This window comes from Fulvimonas sp. R45, from assembly GCF_030504985.1.
In the GTDB taxonomy this organism is placed as follows: domain Bacteria; phylum Pseudomonadota; class Gammaproteobacteria; order Xanthomonadales; family Rhodanobacteraceae; genus Rhodanobacter_A.
Window position 1 is genome coordinate 12875 of the sequence record NZ_JASERU010000017.1, and the last position, 16754, is coordinate 29628.

16 protein-coding genes are annotated in these 16754 nt (G+C 71.7%); 7 read left to right on the forward strand and 9 right to left on the reverse strand.

The genetic code is table 11. From position 1 onward, the window contains the following. Positions 1-69: 69 nt before the first annotated feature. Together QMK61_RS14095 and glk are read right to left on the reverse strand one after the other, a co-directional pair. Positions 70-747, reverse strand: coding sequence for an HAD family hydrolase (locus QMK61_RS14095; RefSeq protein ID WP_302072862.1), 678 nt, complete (start codon positions 745-747; stop codon positions 70-72). Between the two features lie 63 nt (positions 748-810). Continuing rightward, the gene (gene glk, locus QMK61_RS14100; protein ID WP_302072863.1) at positions 811-1830 is read right to left on the reverse strand and encodes a glucokinase; all 1020 of its coding nucleotides are present in this window, start codon (positions 1828-1830) and stop codon (positions 811-813) included. Between the two features lie 352 nt (positions 1831-2182). Here glk and QMK61_RS14105 point away from each other — a divergent pair, with 352 nt between their 5' ends. The 5 genes from QMK61_RS14105 (at position 2183) to QMK61_RS14125 (ending at position 8584) form a co-directional block, all read left to right on the forward strand. After that, the gene (locus QMK61_RS14105) at positions 2183-4507 is read left to right on the forward strand and encodes a TonB-dependent hemoglobin/transferrin/lactoferrin family receptor (RefSeq protein WP_302072864.1); all 2325 of its coding nucleotides are present in this window, start codon (positions 2183-2185) and stop codon (positions 4505-4507) included. A gap of 30 nt (positions 4508-4537) precedes the next feature. Further along, positions 4538-5623, forward strand: a complete 1086-nt coding sequence (locus QMK61_RS14110; protein WP_302072865.1) for a ChuX/HutX family heme-like substrate-binding protein — start codon at positions 4538-4540, stop codon at positions 5621-5623. A gap of 272 nt (positions 5624-5895) precedes the next feature. After that, entirely contained in the window at positions 5896-6711 is an 816-nt protein-coding gene (locus QMK61_RS14115; protein WP_302072866.1) for a hemin ABC transporter substrate-binding protein, read from the forward strand. Next, the gene (locus QMK61_RS14120; protein WP_302072867.1) at positions 6708-7769 is read left to right on the forward strand and encodes an iron ABC transporter permease; all 1062 of its coding nucleotides are present in this window, start codon (positions 6708-6710) and stop codon (positions 7767-7769) included. Before QMK61_RS14115 ends, QMK61_RS14120 begins: the two co-directional genes overlap by 4 nt. Continuing rightward, the gene (locus tag QMK61_RS14125; RefSeq protein ID WP_302072868.1) at positions 7766-8584 is read left to right on the forward strand and encodes a heme ABC transporter ATP-binding protein; all 819 of its coding nucleotides are present in this window, start codon (positions 7766-7768) and stop codon (positions 8582-8584) included. Before QMK61_RS14120 ends, QMK61_RS14125 begins: the two co-directional genes overlap by 4 nt. Before the next feature lie 42 nt (positions 8585-8626). On the opposite strand, the gene QMK61_RS14130 is transcribed toward QMK61_RS14125, so the two are convergent. Further along, positions 8627-10159 (reverse strand): S53 family serine peptidase, encoded by a 1533-nt coding sequence (locus QMK61_RS14130; RefSeq protein WP_302072869.1) that lies wholly within the window; start codon positions 10157-10159, stop codon positions 8627-8629. A gap of 167 nt (positions 10160-10326) precedes the next feature. On the opposite strand from QMK61_RS14130, the gene hemB reads away from it, so the two are divergent. Beyond that, positions 10327-11319, forward strand: a complete 993-nt coding sequence (hemB, locus tag QMK61_RS14135; RefSeq protein ID WP_302072870.1) for a porphobilinogen synthase — start codon at positions 10327-10329, stop codon at positions 11317-11319. A gap of 18 nt (positions 11320-11337) precedes the next feature. Here hemB and QMK61_RS14140 read toward each other — a convergent pair whose 3' ends face one another. The 3 genes from QMK61_RS14140 to QMK61_RS14150 all read right to left on the reverse strand — a co-directional run bounded on the left by QMK61_RS14140 (position 11338) and on the right by QMK61_RS14150 (position 13679). Next, positions 11338-11838, reverse strand: coding sequence for a DoxX family protein (locus QMK61_RS14140; protein WP_302072871.1), 501 nt, complete (start codon positions 11836-11838; stop codon positions 11338-11340). Positions 11839-11895: 57 nt separating this feature from the next. Further along, positions 11896-12201, reverse strand: coding sequence for a carboxymuconolactone decarboxylase family protein (locus tag QMK61_RS14145; RefSeq protein ID WP_302072872.1), 306 nt, complete (start codon positions 12199-12201; stop codon positions 11896-11898). A gap of 341 nt (positions 12202-12542) precedes the next feature. After that, positions 12543-13679: an acyltransferase gene (locus tag QMK61_RS14150; protein ID WP_302072873.1), complete on the reverse strand. Its 1137-nt coding sequence runs from the start codon at positions 13677-13679 to the stop codon at positions 12543-12545. A gap of 259 nt (positions 13680-13938) precedes the next feature. Here QMK61_RS14150 and QMK61_RS14155 point away from each other — a divergent pair, with 259 nt between their 5' ends. Next, positions 13939-14874, forward strand: a complete 936-nt coding sequence (locus QMK61_RS14155; RefSeq protein ID WP_302072874.1) for an alpha/beta hydrolase — start codon at positions 13939-13941, stop codon at positions 14872-14874. Positions 14875-15156: 282 nt separating this feature from the next. On the opposite strand, the gene QMK61_RS14160 is transcribed toward QMK61_RS14155, so the two are convergent. The 3 genes from QMK61_RS14160 to QMK61_RS14170 all read right to left on the reverse strand — a co-directional run bounded on the left by QMK61_RS14160 (position 15157) and on the right by QMK61_RS14170 (position 16725). After that, entirely contained in the window at positions 15157-15537 is a 381-nt protein-coding gene (locus QMK61_RS14160; RefSeq protein WP_302072875.1) for a tautomerase family protein, read from the reverse strand. A gap of 284 nt (positions 15538-15821) precedes the next feature. Continuing rightward, the gene (locus QMK61_RS14165; protein ID WP_302072876.1) at positions 15822-16394 is read right to left on the reverse strand and encodes a DUF4865 family protein; all 573 of its coding nucleotides are present in this window, start codon (positions 16392-16394) and stop codon (positions 15822-15824) included. A 10-nt stretch (positions 16395-16404) separates the two neighbouring features. Then, positions 16405-16725 (reverse strand): carboxymuconolactone decarboxylase family protein, encoded by a 321-nt coding sequence (locus QMK61_RS14170; RefSeq protein ID WP_302072877.1) that lies wholly within the window; start codon positions 16723-16725, stop codon positions 16405-16407. Between the last annotated feature and the right edge of the window lie 29 nt (positions 16726-16754).

The window sequence follows — 16754 nt, forward strand, 5'->3', positions numbered from 1 at the left end:
CGGCGGTCGCGAAGCGGGGCTGTTCGTTTCCGGCGGCGCCGCGCGTGCCGCGCCACCGGACGCGCCGGCTCAGTCGCGCGCCGCCACCTCGTCGATGTGGCGCAGCAGGTCGGCCGGGTCGTCGTACACGCGGAAGGCGCCGGCGCGCTCCAGTTCGTCCTGGCCGTAGCCGCCCGACAGCAGCCCCACGCCCAGCGCGCGGGCGCGCTGGGCGGCCAGCATGTCCCAGATGCTGTCGCCGACCACCAGCGCGTGCCGGATGTCCACGCCCAGCCGTTCGGCCGCGGCCACGAACAGGTCGGGGTCCGGCTTGGCGTGGCGCACCATGTCGCGCGTCACCACCGGCACCTTCGCCGGGTCCACGCCCAGCGCCGCGAGGTTGTGCGCGGCGGTCTCCATCCGCCCGCTGGTGGCGATCGCCCACGGCATGCGCTGCTCGGTGAGGTAGGCCAGCAGCTCGCGCGCGCCGGGCAGCGGCCGCACCGCGCCCTGCGCGTGGTAGCGGTTGAACGCCTCGGCGTGGCGCACGCGCAGGCGTTCCAGCCGTTCCTCGGTGATCTCCAGCCCGGTCTCGCGCAGCAGGATGTTGGTGAACAGGCCGCCGCTCATGCCCACCTTGCGATGGATGCGCCACACCGACAGCTCCACGCCCTCGCCGTCCAGCGCCTCCTTCCAGGCCAGCACGTGCTGGTACACGCTGTCGATCAGGGTGCCGTCGAGGTCGAACAGCAGGGGCGTGCGGGACATGAGGGACTCCGGCGCGTGGGGCGGACAAGTATGCCGCGCGGCGCGTGAACCGCGCGCGGGGTTTCAGTCGCGCGGCGGCAGCAGCGGCAGGCCGGCCTGCACGCGGGCCAGCGCGGCGGCGCCGAGCAGGCCGGGTTCCGGGTGCACCACGGCCACCGTGGGCACCTGTTCCATCGTCTCGCGGAAGCGGCCCTTGGCCTCGAAGCGTTCGCGGAAGCCGCCGCGGCGCAGCCATGGCAGCAGGATCGGCAGCACGCCGCCGGTGAGGTAGACGCCGTTCCAGCCGCCCAGGCTCAGCACCAGGTCGCCGGCCACGCTGCCGAAGATCCCGGCCAGCGTCTCGACGGTGCGCACGCACAACGCGTCGCTGCCGTTCTCGGCGCGCGCGGTGATGTCTTCCGGTGTGTACTCCTCGGCCGGTTCGCCGGCGATGTCGGCCAGCGCCAGGTACAGGTTGACCAGGCCGTTGCCGCAGATCATGCGCTCGTTGGACACGCGCCCGAAGCGCGCGTTGAGGCGGTGCAGGATCTCCACGTCCTCGGCGGTGTGGGCGGCGAAGCCGGCGTGGCCGCCCTCGGTCTCCAGCACGATCCAGTGGCCCTCGCGCAGCAGCAGGCCGGCCACGCCCAGGCCGGTGCCGGGGCCCATCACCACGTAGGTCTGCGACGGCGCGTCGTCGCGCCGCGGCAGCGGCTGCGGGCCGACCGCGGTGAGGTGCGGCGCGCCCAGCAACGGCACCGCCATGCCCTGCGCGGCGAAGTCGTTGACCAGCTTCACCGAGTCCAGCGCCAGCTTCTGCTCGAGGTCGCGCGCGGACACCGCCCAGGGATTGTTGGTGATCTGCACCGTCTCGCCGTTGGCGATGCGGCCGGCGGCCGCGATGGTGGCCGAGCGCGCGGCATGGCCGGTATCAGCGAAGTACTGGCGGATGGCGTCGGCCAGGGTGTCGAAGTCACGCACCCGGTAGCGGCGCACGCTGTCCATCAGCAACGGATCGGCGCGGCCGGTGTCGGCGAGGGCGAAGCGGACGTTGGTGCCGCCCAGGTCGGCGAGCAGGGTGGGGGTGGCGTGCTGGGAACTCATGACGATCCTGGCGGGGAAATCCATACAGCGTGCCGTGCCGGGGCCGGTTCGTCCAGTCCGGAGCGCATGCGCCCGCGCATGGCCGCGGCGGCAAGGCCGCCGCGGAGGATGCGGGGTCGGCGAAAAAGCCGGCTAGACGTCCATTTGGAAAACCCGGGGAAAGCGGATTCCTGGAACGGGCCGGGGGACTGGCGCCCGTCCTGTAAATGCGATAAATTCTCATTTGCAGAAACGACCGGCCGCCCCGCGCGGGCCGCTCGCCCATCCATTCCGGCCGCCAGCCGCAGGCGCGAACCCCGCGCCTCCTTTGCCAGCAAGCCGCGTGCATTCCACGCAAGGCAGAGGATTCTTCATGATCGTGCGCAAGTCCCCGCTGGCCGTCCTGGTCTGCGCCACGCTGGCCTGGCCGGCGCTGGCCGCCGAGCCGGCCCCCCCCGCTACGCCCGCCCCGGTTCCACCCGGGGCCACCGACCTGCCGCAGGTGAAGGTCACCGCGACCGCGCCCACGATCCGGCTGGACACGCCGGGCACGGTGTCGGTGATCGGCCGGGTGCAGATGGACCGCCACCTGGTCACCACCATCCGCGACCTGGTGCGCTACGAGCCGGGCGTCTCGGTGATCGGCACGGCCGGCCGCTTCGGCCTGGACAGCTTCAACATCCGCGGCCTGTCCGGCAACCGCACGCAGATCGTGCTCGACGGCGTGTCGATGCCCGCCTCGTTCGGCGCCGACGTCGCCGGCGGCAGCTTCCGCGCCGGGCGCAACTTCATCGACCTGGACGACGTCAAGCAGGTGGAGATCGTGCGCGGGCCGGCCTCGGCGCTCGATCCGTCGGATGCGCTGGGCGGCGTGGTGCGCCTGGAGACCAAGGACCCGGCCGACTACCTCGCGCCGGGCCGGGACACCTACATCGCGCTGAAGGAGCAGTACGACAGCAGCGACCGCAGCCTGTCCTCCACCGCCACCCTGGCCGGCGGCGGCGCGCGCAACGGCATCCTGTTCGTGATCAACCACCGCGAGGGCCACGAGACCGCCAACCAGGGCGACGTCGGCGGCAGCGGCGCCACGCGCACCCGGCCCGATCCGCTCAGCTACGGCCTGGACGGCTTCCTCGGCAAGTACGTGCACACCGCCGCCAGCGGCCGCACCGACCGGGTGATCCTCGACGGCTCGCAGATGCGCACGCGCACCGACAGCCTTTCCGAGATCACGCCGTCCTCCGGCTACTACCGTTCCCAGGACGAGAACACGCGCGTGCGCGCCAGCGCCGGCCAGTGGTTCCCACACCTGGACTCGGTGCTGGCCGACACACTGGACTGGAACGTCTACTGGCAGAAGAGCCGCACGCGCACCCGCACCCAGACCGAGAGCGCGACGGTGGCGCGCTTCTACGACAGCCTGCCCTTGCAGGAGAAGGTGTTCGGCGGACGCCTGGTGGCGACCAGGCATCTCGGCGACGACGCTTCGGTCAGCCAGGTCATCAGCTACGGTGCGGAAGCCTCGCGCACCCACGCGCAGTCGGCCGTCGGCGGCTACGGCATCAACAAGCTCACCGGCGCGCGCGGCAGCAGCAGCGCCTTCCTGCCCGGCGACTACCCGCTGCACCTGATCCCGGAAAGCGACACCAACCGCTATTCGGTCTTCGGCCAGGACCAGATCGGCCTGTTCGGCGGACGGCTGGAGATCACCCCCGGCCTGCGCGCCGACCGCTACGAATACCAGCCCGACGACGACGCCCTGTACCTGGCCTACAACCCGGGCTACGTGCAGGCCAACTACGGGAAGAACCACGTCTCGCCCAAGCTGGGCGTGGTGTGGCACCTGAGCGACGCGCTGAGTGCCTATGCCGACTACGCCTACGGCTTCCGTCCGCCGCTCTACAGCGAAATCGCCGGTTCCTGGAACGAGCAGCCGATCCCCGGCATCAACATCGCCTTCCTGCCCAACCCCGACCTGAAGTCCGAAACCAGCCGCGGCGCCGAGATCGGCCTGCGCGGCAAGGGCGACGCCGGCTGGTTCAGCGTGGCCGCCTACTACAACCGCTACCGCGACTTCATCTGGTCGGGCTACGAACTGGATCCGTCGCAGGTGCCGGCCTGGGCGCAGCAGATGTCGCCGGGCGCGTTCTTCAGCCAGTATTTCCGCGCGGTCAATGCGCGCAAGGCCACCATCCGGGGCGTCGAGGCCAGCGGCGTGCTGCGGCTGGGCGATTTCACCGATGCGCTCGGCGGCTGGTCGCTGCACGGCAGCGCGGCGGTGGCCAGCGGCCGGCTGATCCAGCCCGGCGATACCGGCTACAGCCCGCTCAACACGGTCGATCCGGCCAAGCTGGTGCTGGGTGTCAGCTATGACGCGGCGAACTGGGGCGCGGAACTGGTCGGCACCGCCGTGCGCCGGCACAGCCGGCTCAGCGATCCAGCCACGTTCCGCCCGCCGGGCTACGGCACGCTCGACCTCTACGCGCACTACACGCCGGTCGCGAACCTGGAGCTGTACGCCGGCATCAGCAACCTCACCGACCGCACCTACTGGGACTGGGGCAACTTGAACGGCGGCGCGCTGGGCAACCTGGTCAGCGGCAACGGCGTCAACGACGCCGGCCCCGGCAGCCTGCCGGTCGACCGCCTCAGCATGCCCGGCCGCAGCGTCAGCGTGGCCGCGAAGCTCGCCTTCTGACGGAGGGACGATCCGATGGACGATACCGCGATGTTGAACGAACCCGCCGCGCCGAAGGCGCAGGCGATGCCGCCGCTGCAGCTCCAGCAGGCCTGGCAGCGCCTGCGCGAGAGCGAACCCAACCTGCGCGCGCGCGACCTCGCCGAGCGGCTGGGCGTGAGCGAGGGCGAACTGGTCGCCAGCCGCTGCGGCGACGGCGTGATCCGGCTGGACGGGCCGTGGGCGGACCTGATCCGCGCGCTGCCCGCGCTGGGCCGGGTGATGATCCTCACCCGCAACGACAGTTGCGTGCACGAGAAGAAGGGCTGCTTCGACCACGTCGACCTCGGCCCCGCGATGGGCGTGGTGCTGAACGGCGCGATCGACCTGCGTGTCTTCCTCACCCACTGGAAGTCCGGTTTCGCGGTGCGCGAGGCGTCGCACGGGCGCCAGTTGCAGAGCCTGCAGTTCTTCGACGGCGACGGCCGCGCGGTGCACAAGGTGTATCGCACGGACGACACCGATGCGGCGGCCTGGAACAGCCTGGTCGGCGGTTTCGCGGCGGCGGTGCAGTCGCCGCTGCTCGAGGTGCGCAGCGTGGCCGACCCGCTGCCGCGGCTGCTGCACGACGACGCGGTGGCGCTGGACAGCCTGCGCGCCGGCTGGCGCGCGATGCGCGACCCGCACGATTTCTACGCCTTGCTGAAGCGCCACAAGGTGACCCGTGCGCAGGCGCTGCGCCTGGTCGGCCCGGAGTTCGCGCGGCCGGTGGGCAAGGGCGCGATCCGCACCGTGCTGCACGTGGCCGCCACCGACGGCCTGCCGATCATGGTGTTCACCGGCTCGCCCGGCGTGGTGCAGATCCACACCGGCCCGGTGCGCAACGTCCGCACCGTGGGCCCGTGGCTCAACGTGCTCGACGAGGACTTCAACCTGCACCTGCGCGAGGACCACGTCGCCGAGAGCTGGGTGGTGAAGAAGCCCACCCCGGACGGCGCGGTCACCTCGCTGGAACTGTACGACGCGCAGGGCGGGCAGATCGTGCAGGTGTTCGGCGAGCGCAAGCCCGGCGTGCCGGAGCGGGACGACTGGCGGGCGCTGGCCGACGGCCTGCCCGCGGCGGAGGTCGCCGCATGAACCGCCGCGCTTTTCTCCTCCCCCTGCGTGCAGGGGGAGGCCGGGAGGGGGTGCAACCTCGCGGCGAGCTTGGGGGACCCCTCCCCAACCCTCCCCTGCAAGCAGGGGAGGGAGCCAGGCGTGGGCGTGGATTCGCTTTTCTCCTCCCCCTGCGTGCAGGGGGAGGTTGGGAGGGGGTGCAACCTCGCGGCGAGCTTGGGGGACCCCTCCCCAACCCTCCCCTGCAAGCAGGGGAGGGAGCCAGGCGTGGGCGCTGGCTGCTGGCGGTGGCGATGTCGCTGCTGCCGCTGTGCGCCGTCGCCGCCACGCCCACGCGCATCGTCGCGCTGGGCGGCGACATCACCGAGATCGTCTACGCGCTGGACGCGCAGTCGTCGCTGGTCGGCGTGGACAGCACCAGCGAATGGCCCGAGGCGGCGCACAAGCTGCCCGACGTGGGCTACGTGCGCCAGCTTTCCGCCGAGGGCGTGCTGTCGCTGCGTCCGCAACTGGTGCTGGCCACCGCCGACGCCGGCCCGCCGCAGGTGCTGGAACAACTGCGCGAGGCCGGCGTGCGCATCGAGCACATGCCGGTGTCGCACACGCCGGATGGCGTGCTGGACAAGCTGCGCCGCGTCGGCCGCATCCTCGGCCGCGAGGACGCGGCGGAACGGCTGGCGAAGCGGCTCGAGGCCGACTACGCCACGCTCGCCGGGCGCGTGGCGAAGATGGCGTACCACCCGCGCGTGGTGTTCCTGCTGTCGGCCGGCTCCGGCAGCCCGATGGCGGCGGGCCGCGACACCGCGGCGACGCACGCGATCGCGCTGGCGGGCGGCGTCGATCCGGCGGACAGCTTCACCGGCTACAAGGCGGTCTCGGCCGAGGCGCTGGTGGCGCTGGCGCCGGACGTGATCGTGCTGATGCACGAGCGCGAGCAGGCGCTGGGCGGCGTCGACGGCGTGCTGAAGCTGCCCGGCGTGGCGCAGACGCCGGCCGGCCGCGCGCGGCGCATCGTGTTCGTGGACGGCCAGGCGCTGCTCGGCTTCGGCCCGCGCAACGCCGACCGCGAACTGGCGCTGCAGCGCGCACTGGCGTCCGTGCGGCCATGAACGCCGTCGCGCTGCCGCGCCCGCGCGCGCGCTCCACGCGCCGCTTCGCGCTGGCGGGGCTGGCCGGGCTGCTGCTGCTCGCCGTGGTGGCGGGGCTGGCCTGCGGCGCGATGCGCCTGGGCGCCGCCGAGGTGGTCGGCGCCCTGTGGCGCTGGCTGGCCGGCCGTCCCGCGCGGGGCGACGACATGGTGGTGCTGATGCTGCGCCTGCCGCGCGTGCTGATGGCCACGCTGGTCGGCGCCGCGCTGGCGGTGAGCGGCGCGACCATGCAAGGGCTGTTCCGCAACCCGCTGGTCGAGCCGGGGCTGGTCGGCGTCTCCGCCGGCTCGGCGCTGGGCGCGATCGGGATGATCGTGCTGGGCGGCGGTCTGCTCGCCACCGCGCCGACCCTGCTGGCCTCGTTCGGCATCGCGCTGGCCGCGTTCGCGGGCGGCCTGGCGTCCACCCTGCTGGTCTACCTGCTGGGCCGGCGCCGGCCTGGCATGGCGATGCTGCTGCTGGCCGGGGTGGCGATCAACGCCATCGCGATGGCGGGCGTGGGCCTGCTCACCTACCTCGCCAACGAGCACCAGTTGCGCGACCTCAGCTTCTGGACCCTGGGCAGCCTGGGCGGCACCGACTGGGTGCGGCTGGCCGCGGTGGCGCCGGCGATGCTGCTGCCGGTGCTGCTGCTGCCGCGCCGCGCGCGCGCGCTCAACGCGCTGCTGCTGGGCGAGCAGGAAGCGGCGCTGCTCGGCTTCCAGCCGGCGCGGCTGCGGCGCGAGCTGATCGCGCTGGTGGCGCTGGCGACCAGCGCGGCGGTGGCGATGTGCGGCGTGATCGGCTTCGTCGGCCTGGTGGTGCCGCACGTGCTGCGCCTGCTGTGGGGGCCGGACCACCGCCTGCTGCTGCCCGCCTCCGCGCTGGCCGGCGCCACCCTGGTGATCGGCGCGGACATGGCGGCGCGCGTGGTCGTGGCGCCGGCCGAGCTGCCGATCGGCGTGCTCACCGCGCTGCTGGGCGGGCCGTTCTTCCTGTGGCTGCTGCTGCGCACGCGGATCGGCGAGGCGCCGGCATGAACGCGCTGCCCGCGGCGGCCGGATGGAACGACGCCGGTTCGGGCGAACTGGCCGTGCGCGACGTGCACCTGCAACGCGGCGAGCGGCGCGTGCTGCAGGCGGTGAACCTGCGCGCGCAGCCCGGCCGCCTGCTCGCGCTGGTGGGGCCGAACGGCGCCGGCAAGAGCAGCCTGCTCGGCGTACTGGCCGGCCTGCTGGCCCCCACGCAGGGACAGGCGACGCTGGACGAGCGCCCGCTCGCGCAGTGGCCGCCCGCGGCGCTGGCGCGGCGGCGCGCGATGCTGTCGCAGCAGGTGCAACTGGGTTTCGGCTTCCGCGTGGACGAGGTGGTGTTGCTGGGCCGCAGCCCGCACGGCGTGCGCCACGCGGTCGACGACCGCCGCATCGCCGACGCCGCGCTGCGCGCCGCGCACGCCTGGCACCTGCGCGGGCGCAATTACCTGGAACTGTCCGGCGGCGAACGGCAGCGCGTGCAGCTGGCGCGCGTGCTGGCGCAGGTATGGGAGGGCGGCGACGGTCCGTCCTGGCTGCTGCTGGACGAGCCGGAGGCGGGACTGGACATCGCCCACCAGCACTTCGTGCTGCGCCGCGCGCGCCTGCTGGCCTGCCAGGGTTTCGGCGTGATCGCGGTGCTGCACGACCTCAACCTCGCCGCGCGCTACGCCGACGAGGCGGCCCTGCTGGAACACGGCCGGCTGCTGCGCCACGGGCCGCCGGCCGAGGCGCTGGAGCCGCACGTGCTGTCCGAGGTGTACGGCCTGCCGCTGCGGCGGGTGGCGACCGGCGACCACGAGTGGATGCTGGCGCCGGCCTAGCGCGGCTCTGCTTCCTCTTCTCTCCGGGGAGGGAGAAAAGGGCTAGGCGCTGCCGGAACTCCCGCCCAGCGCCGTCAGCGCGTCGAGCAGGGTTTGCCCGTCGGGACTGCCCCAGCCGGTGCATGCATCCCAGCCCGTGCCGGCCTGGTAGTCGCCGTTGTCGCCCACGGTGACGTCGCGGAACGCCTTGCCGCCGATCTGGTAGATGGCCGCGTGGGCGTCGCCCAGCGGCGCGCCGAGCTGCTGGTTGAGCCGCGCCAGCAGCGCCGCCCACAACGGCGCCACCGCGCTGGTGCCGCCGATCACCTGGTCCTCGCCGTCCACGCGCACCTGGTAGCCGGTGCGCGGGTCGGCGTCGCCGGCCACGTCGGGCACGCCGCGGCCGGCGGAACCGTCCGGGGCCCTGGGCACGCCGGCGTCCTGTTGCCAGTCGGGCAGGGGAAACGCCGTGCTGACGCCGCCGCCGGTGGCGCCTTCGTTGGCGCGGGTCTCGTTCCACACCGTCTCGCTGTTGATGGCGCTGCCGTTGGCCACCAGCCGGGTGCCGCCGCAGGCCAGCGCGTACGGGCTGGACGCGGGGAAGTCCACGTGCGGCTGGCCGTCGTCCTCGCCATCGGAGGAGCCGCTGTCGCCAGCGGCCACGGCCACCGTGACGCCGAGCGCGACGGCGTCCTGCAGCGCGCTCTGCATCGCGTCGCGCGAGGCGCCGGTCCAGCTGTCCTCCGGACCGCCCCAGCTGATCGACATCACCGAGGGCTTGTGCGTGTCGTCGTGCGCGGCCTGCGAGATCGCCTCGTAGAAACCCTGGTCGGTGTTCGGCGCGAAGTACACCGCGAACTTCGCCGCCGGCGCCAGCGCACCGGCGACCTCGATGTCCAGCATCACCTCCGCGTCGGCGTCGCCGCCCGGCTGGTTCTGCCCGCCGGCGACGGATACCGCGGTGACCGTGGGTGTCTTCGCGAGGCCCAGCGACTGGAAGTACGTCGCGAGGTCGCTTTCCTGGTAGCCGCCGCCGAACTCGATGATCGCCACGCCCTGGCCGCCGCCGTCGCCGGCCGGGAAGCCGTAGAGCTGGCCGAGCTGCAGCGGCGTGTAGCTCCGGCTGGGCTGCGCCAGCGGCTTGCGGAACTGCGGCCGGGCGACCGGGCGGCGGTCCAGGCCCAGCACGGCGATCACGCCTTCGGGCAGCGCGGGCGCCTCGGCGCAGCCGACGAAGGGCGCGCCGCCGTCCTCGGGTTGGTAGTGGCCCAGGCGCACGCCGAAGGCGCGTTGCAGCGCGGCCGCCGGGCCGCGCAGGTGCAGCGCGCGGCGGTGCGGCTGGCAGCCGGTTTCCTGCAGGCCGTGCGTGCGGGCGAAGTCGCGCGCGCGGTCCAGGTCGGCGGGATCGGCGCCGCAGCGGGCGCCGAAATCGGCGCGCCGCATCGGCGGGTGGAGCGGCCAGGCGGCCGCCGGCGGCGCCTCGCCGCGACGGCGCAGCACCAGGGTGACGTCGAGCGGCGCATCGTCGTCGTGCGGGCCGAGATAACGCGCATGCTTCGGCGCGTGCCAGTGGCGGCGGGGAGCGGGGATGTTCATGTCGGGGCGCCGGGCGGTCGGGTGGGGATCGCCGAAGCATGCGCCTGCCGGCGTGTCGATACCGTTGGTCCGATGTTGGCGGTTCGTGGCGCGGCAACGTGTCCGCGGCGGGGGCGCGGCCGGCGCGCGGCGCTAGAATGGACGGACACCGTTCGACGAGTCCCGCCATGAGCTTCCCCGCCATCCGCATGCGCCGCATGCGCCGCGACGCTTTCTCCCGCGCGCTGATGCGCGAGCACACCTTGCTGCCGTCCGACCTGATCATGGTCGCCTTCGTGATCGAGGGCGAAGGCCAGCGCGAGCCGGTGCCGTCGATGCCGGGCGTGTCGCGGCTGTCGATCGACGAGCTGCTGAAGCTGGCCGGCGAATGCGTGCGGTTGGGCATCCCCGCGCTGGCGCTGTTCCCCTCGCCGGGCCAGGACGTGAAGAGCGAGGACGCGCGCGAGGCGTGGAATCCCGGCAACCTGATGCACCGCGCCACCCGCGCGCTGAAGGCGGCGTACCCCGAATTGGGCCTGATCGGCGACGTGGCGCTCGACCCCTACACCACGCACGGCCAGGACGGCCTGGTCGACGCGCACGGCTACGTGATGAACGAGCCCACCGTCGAGGCGCTGGTGAAGATGTCGCTGGCGCAGGCCGAGGCCGGCATGGATTTCGTGGCGCCCTCGGACATGATGGACGGCCGCATCGGCCGCATCCGCGACGCGCTGGAGGCGGCCGGCCACGTCCACACCCGCATCCTCGCCTACTCGGCCAAGTACGCCTCGGCGTTCTACGGTCCGTTCCGCGACGCGGTCGGCTCCGCCGCCAACCTCGGCAAGGGCGACAAGCACACCTACCAGATGGACGTGGGCAACGGCGACGAGGCGCTGCGCGAGGTCGAGCTGGATATCCAGGAGGGCGCGGACGCGGTGATGGTGAAGCCCGGCCTGCCCTACCTCGACGTGCTGCGCCGGGTGAAGGACGCCTTCGGCATGCCCACCTTCGTCTACCAGGTGAGCGGCGAGTACGCGATGCTCAAGGCCGCCTGCCAGCATGGCTGGCTGGACGAGAAGGCAGTGGTGCTGGAGACGCTCACCGCGTTCAAGCGCGCGGGCGCGGATGCCATCCTCACCTATTTCGCGGTGGACGCGGCGAGGTGGCTGCGCGGCGAATAGCGCTGCCACGCCGGTATGTCACGCAGGACCGGCCCCCGGTGCGGACTGCCCCGGGCGCTTGCGCCACAGCTTGTCCAGCGCCCAGGGCCCCGCGCCGCCCAGCACCAGCGTCGCCAGGCCGGCGAGGTAGAGCAGGTCGCATTCGTAGCCCGGCTGCCCGAAGTGCGCGCCGGCGGGCGTCACGGTCATCAGCTTGATCGAGCTGAAGCCGTAGGGCAGGTGCACGGTGAAGATGGCGACCAGCAGCACGACCGCCATCGGCACGCTGGCCAGCGCCACGAAGCTGCCCAGCAGGATGGCCAGCCCGCCGAGCACTTCCACCGCGATGGTGGCCCAGGACATCAGGTGCGGGAACGGCACGCCGATGGCCTGCAGGATCGCCGCGAACGCATCGGCGCCGCGGCCCAGCTTGGCGAAGCCGTGTTCCATGAAGCCGCCGCCCACGATCAGGCGCAGGGGGATCGGCGCCCACGCGGCGAGCCGCCGGGGTACCGCGGGCACGGGCAGGAGAGGGGTCATGTTCGGGTTCCTGGCGTTGTGGTTGCCGGTCGGGACGATCCCGGTGGCGGGACGCCGTCAGTCGTGCAGCAGATGGGTGGCGTGGGTGATCGCGCCGCCGGCGCGGATGGCCGCGGCGACCACGGCGGTCTCGGCCAGCTGCGCATCGTCGGCGCCGGCGTCGCGCGCCGCCTTGGTGTGGACCTCGATGCAATACGGGCATTGCGTGGTCAGCGCCACGGCCACCGCGATCAACTGCTTCTGCCGCGCGTCGAGGGCGCCCGCGGCGAAGGCCGCCTTGTCGAATGCCCAGAAGGCCTTCATGGCATCCGGCGCTTTTTCGTCGAGCTTCTTCAGGCGGCTCAGGTTCTTCATGTCGTACATGCGGATTCCTTGTGTTGATCGGGGGATGGAGGCTGCGGGGAATGGCACTGCCTGCCGGCAGGATGAGAGGCCGACACACGCAGTTCGTCGCGGCAGGGCGACCGGTTACATCGTCACTGCCGACAAGTCGGGCCTGTTCAAACCTCGACGTGCTGCGACGGGTGAAGGGCGCCTTCGGCATGCCCACCTTCGTGTGCCTGGTGAGCGGCAGGGAGTCATTGCCCGCGGTTTGGCCCGTCATCCCGGCGCAGGCCGGGATCCAGTAGCGACCACGCTTGCTCAGGCCGCGCGGCTACTGGATTCCGGCCTGCGCCGGAATGACAGGCAACGCCAGAAGCTCCCTAGGCCGCACGTCTCAGGAACTTCCCCGCCAGCCACTTCCGTACCGGCAGGTCGTAAAGCCTCATGCACGCATACGCGATGGCGATGCTCGCGACGAAGACCGCGGCGCCCGCCGCGCACTTGGTGCCGAAGGGCAGCGTTTCGTGCGTGCCGATCCATTCGGTGTAGACGTAGATCAGACCGTAATGGGTGATGTAGAGCGGGTAGGAGAGTTCGCCGAAGAACCCGGCGATGCGGGTGGACAGGCCATCGACCTGCGTGGCGCCGGCGCCGATGGCCACGATCAGCGGGAACACCACGATCACGCACAGCGACTCGTACAGGCCGTTGAGCCACAGGCGGTCGGCGCCGCCGAAGCGGGGCAGGGCCAGCGCCGCGACCAGCAGCAGGCTGCATGCCGCGAAGGCGTGGCCGATCCGGATGCGTTTGCCCAGGCGCATCAGCAGCATGCCGGCGAGGAAGGGAAACAGCAGGCGGGCGAAACCGATGTGGAGTTGCTGCGCATCGATGGACCAGCCGCCGATCACGTCGCCGCGCCGGCCGAACACGGCCAACTGCACCAGGAAGGCGGCGGCCAGCGCCACCAGCACGCCCAGCCAGCGGTTCGACAACTTGCGCAGGCCGATGGCGTACAGGATGTTGGCGACGTATTCGAAGAACAGCGACCACGCCGGGCCGTCGAGCGGGTGCATCTCGCTCCAGCCGCGGATGTCCATCGACGGCGGCAGCGGCAGCAGCGTGCAGCCGACCAGCATCACCAGCAGCAGCTTCCACGCCGGCGTGGCCTCGATCAGCGGGAAGGCCGGGCCCGCCTGGAAGTAGAACAGCAGCGCGCCGATCGCCATGCCCATGACGACCATGGGCTGCAGGCGGACCAGGCGCCGCTTGAAGAAATCCCACGTGCCCAGCGCCTGCCAGCGGTCGTCGTAGGCATAGGCGATCACGAAGCCCGACAGCAGGAAGAAGAAATCCACGGCCAGGTAGCCGTGGTTGATCGGCTGCGTCAACGGATGGTCCGGCCTGTACGCCTCGCAGATGTGGAACAGCACCACCATCAGGGCGGCGACGCCGCGGAGACCGTCGAGGACGAGGTAGTGCTCCTTGCTTGCCGGCAGGGCCGCGGGGGTTTTTGCCATGTGGGTTGCGTCGCATGAGCCGATGGACGAATTGCCGATGCTACAAGTTCTTGCGGACGATGTGGCCCCGGAGTCGCTCCCGGCCGCCGGCGCGGCGGCGGCAACGGTCCATGGTGGCCGCCCTCGGTGGCGATCACGGAAAATCCATCATTGCGACCGCGCCCGGACCGATCCGCGTTGCAGGATGATCGGGCGGATTTCCATCCGGCTTCCGTCCTCATCAAGCAACCTCGGCCGCGCGCCGGGGCAAAGGGGCATCATGAAAACGTGGTTCGTGTTCTTCGGTCTGCTGTTGGCGTGCGCGTGCGCGCATGCGACGGAAACGGTCTGGCAGCCTTCCGCCGGCCACGTGCACATGCCGCTGTGGCCGGGCACGCCGCCCGACATGCAGGCGATGCCGGGGCCGGAAACCGAAACGCTGCGGGCGGAGCACCTGATCGCTGGTCGGCCGTGGCTGGCGGTGACCAACGTGAGCCAGCCCACGCTGACGGTCTATTCACCCAAAGGAACGAACACGGGCACCGCAGTCGTGGTGTTCCCAGGCGGGGGCTTCCAGGTGCTGGCCATCGACCTCGAAGGCACCGAAGTCTGCGACTGGCTGACGTCCCGTGGCATCACCTGCGTGCTGCTGAAATACCGCGTGCCGAGCCTGCCTTACGACGTGCACTGCAAGTGCTATTCCTTCGCCGTGTCGGTGCCTGCGCTCGAAGATGCCCAGCGCGCGCTGCGGCTGGTGCGCTTCCATGCGGCAGAGTGGCATGTCGATCCGCACAAGGTGGGTGTGATCGGCTTCTCGGCGGGGGGGTATCTGGTGGCCGAGGCCAGCACCCGCTTCAAGCGCCGGCTGTACCGGCCGGTGGATGCGGCCGACCGGCAAAGCGACCGGCCGGATTTCGCCATGGCCATCTATCCCGGGCACCTGGCGACCGACGATGGCACGTTGAACCCGAATGTGTCCGTCACCCGCGAAACGTCGCCCACCTTCCTGTTGCAGGCCGAGGACGACTACACCGACGGCGTGAACCAGTCGCTGGTCTATTACACCGCGCTGGCCAAGGCCCGTGTCCCGGCGGAAATGCACCTGTACGCGCACGGCGGCCACGCGTTCGGGCTGCGGCGCACGGCGCAGCCGATCACCGGCTGGCCCGGCCTCGCCGAGGCCTGGATGCGCACGATCGGCATGCTGCCGCACTGAACGGGCGCGGCACTCAGAGCCTGTTCAAGATCTCCCCGTAGCTCGCGTTGCCTTGCCCTGGCCGCCCGGTGGTAGTGCGTGGCGCAGCGCCTGCCTGACTGGCAGGTCAAGCCGCGCGCTGCCGCCTGGCGGCCAGGGCAAGGCAACCCTTCGGGCCGGGTCTGTTTGCCCACAGGCCGGCGTCATCGCTCCGTCGTGGACGGACGTCCACTCCCTCGCTCTTCCTTGGCCTGCGCGCAAACAGCTCCCGGCGCGGGCCACGGGGAGATTTTGAACAGGCTCTCAGACGTACTGCGCCACGCCGTGGCCGAACGACCAGTTCTCCGCCCGTGTCTCCAGCAGGTTGATGAATACGTCCTGCGGGCGCAGGCCCGGATCGGCGGCGAGCTTTTCCGCCACGCGGCGGTAGAACGCCTGCTTCTGCGCCACGCTGCGCGAGTCGCGGCAGGCGACCTGCACGATCACCAGATCGTCGCTGCGGTCGATGCCGAGGTAGTGCGGGTCGCAGTCGAACTCGTCGGCGTCGTGCTGGTGGACCAGGATGAAGCGGTCGTCCTCGGGCACGTCGAAGGTTTCGCGCATGGCTTCGTAGACGCCGTTGCGCAGGGCGGCCAGGTGGGCGGCGGGTTTGCCGCGGCGCAGGGCGATGCGGACGAGGGGCATGGGGTTCTCCTTGGGAAGATCCGGGTTCCCCCTCACCGTCATTCCGGCGCAGGCCGGAATCCAGTGAGGTACTGGTGCGAAGCACGCGTAACGGGTTTTGCGTGCTTCGCACGAGTCGTCGGACTGGATGACCAGACCTTCGTCTGTTGAAAAGCGCCTCCGGCTTCCGCCGGAATGACGGTGAGGGGCATGGGATGACGATGGGTGAAGGGGAAATGGCGGTAGGTGGAGGGAGCGATGTCGGCGAGTGGAGAGGAGGCGGAATGAGGGTGGGAAGACTCCGCTCAGCGAGCCGCCCCGGGTTGCGAGACATGGCCCACGCGGTAAAGCTGCCGGCCATCGCGGGCAAGGTCCGGACGCAGGGTCGGCCACAGGCGGAAGCGCAGCAGGGTCCAGCCCGTCGGGTCGTATGCCGCGATCGCGGCCAGCGCGCCGGCCGCGCGGTCCTGCCGCGCCGCGGCGATCTCGGTTTCTCGCAGGCTGCCGAGATCGGCGTGCGCGGGGATGGCAGCCCATTCGCGCGTGGCGCAGGCGGCGTTGCGCAGGTCGGCAGCCAGCTCCGCCTGCCACGGTATCCAGGTGCGCACCGCGGGTCGGCCGAAATCGCGCGCCAGCGTGGCGAAGCCGGCGCCGCCGAGGAAGGCGTTCATGCCTTCGCTGTCATGCCACAGGTAGAACGGCGCGTAGAGGTTGTCGCGGCTGGGCAGTTCGCGGTCGTCGCGCGAGGCGTGCAGCCAGGCCTTGAAGGCGAGGCCGGGGAAGCCGTCGAGCAGGTGCCCCTTTTCCGCGATGCGGTGGCGGATGACCGCCATGTCGTAGTCGGCGGGCAGGGTGATGTCGTACTGCATCGTGATCATGGCGGCGACCTCACTGTCCGTCGTCGAGCCGGCGCAGCACGCCGAGCGCGGAGAACGCCACCGGCCAGCCGCCGTAGAAGGCGAGGTGGGTGACCAGCTCGGCCAGTTCCGCGTCGCCGACGCCGTTGTCGCGCGCGCGGCGCAGGTGGAACGGCAACTGCTCGGTGCGGTTCAGCGCCACCAGCGCGGACACGGTGGCGATGCTGCGTTCGCGCGGCGCGAGGCCGGGGCGCGACCAGACGTCGCCGAACAGCACGTCGTCGGTGAGTTCGGCCAGCTTCGGGGCGATGTCGCCGATGCTGTCGCGGGCGTAGCGGGGGTCGTGGGCCATGGGGGTGTCCTCGTCGGGGTTGACGGGGC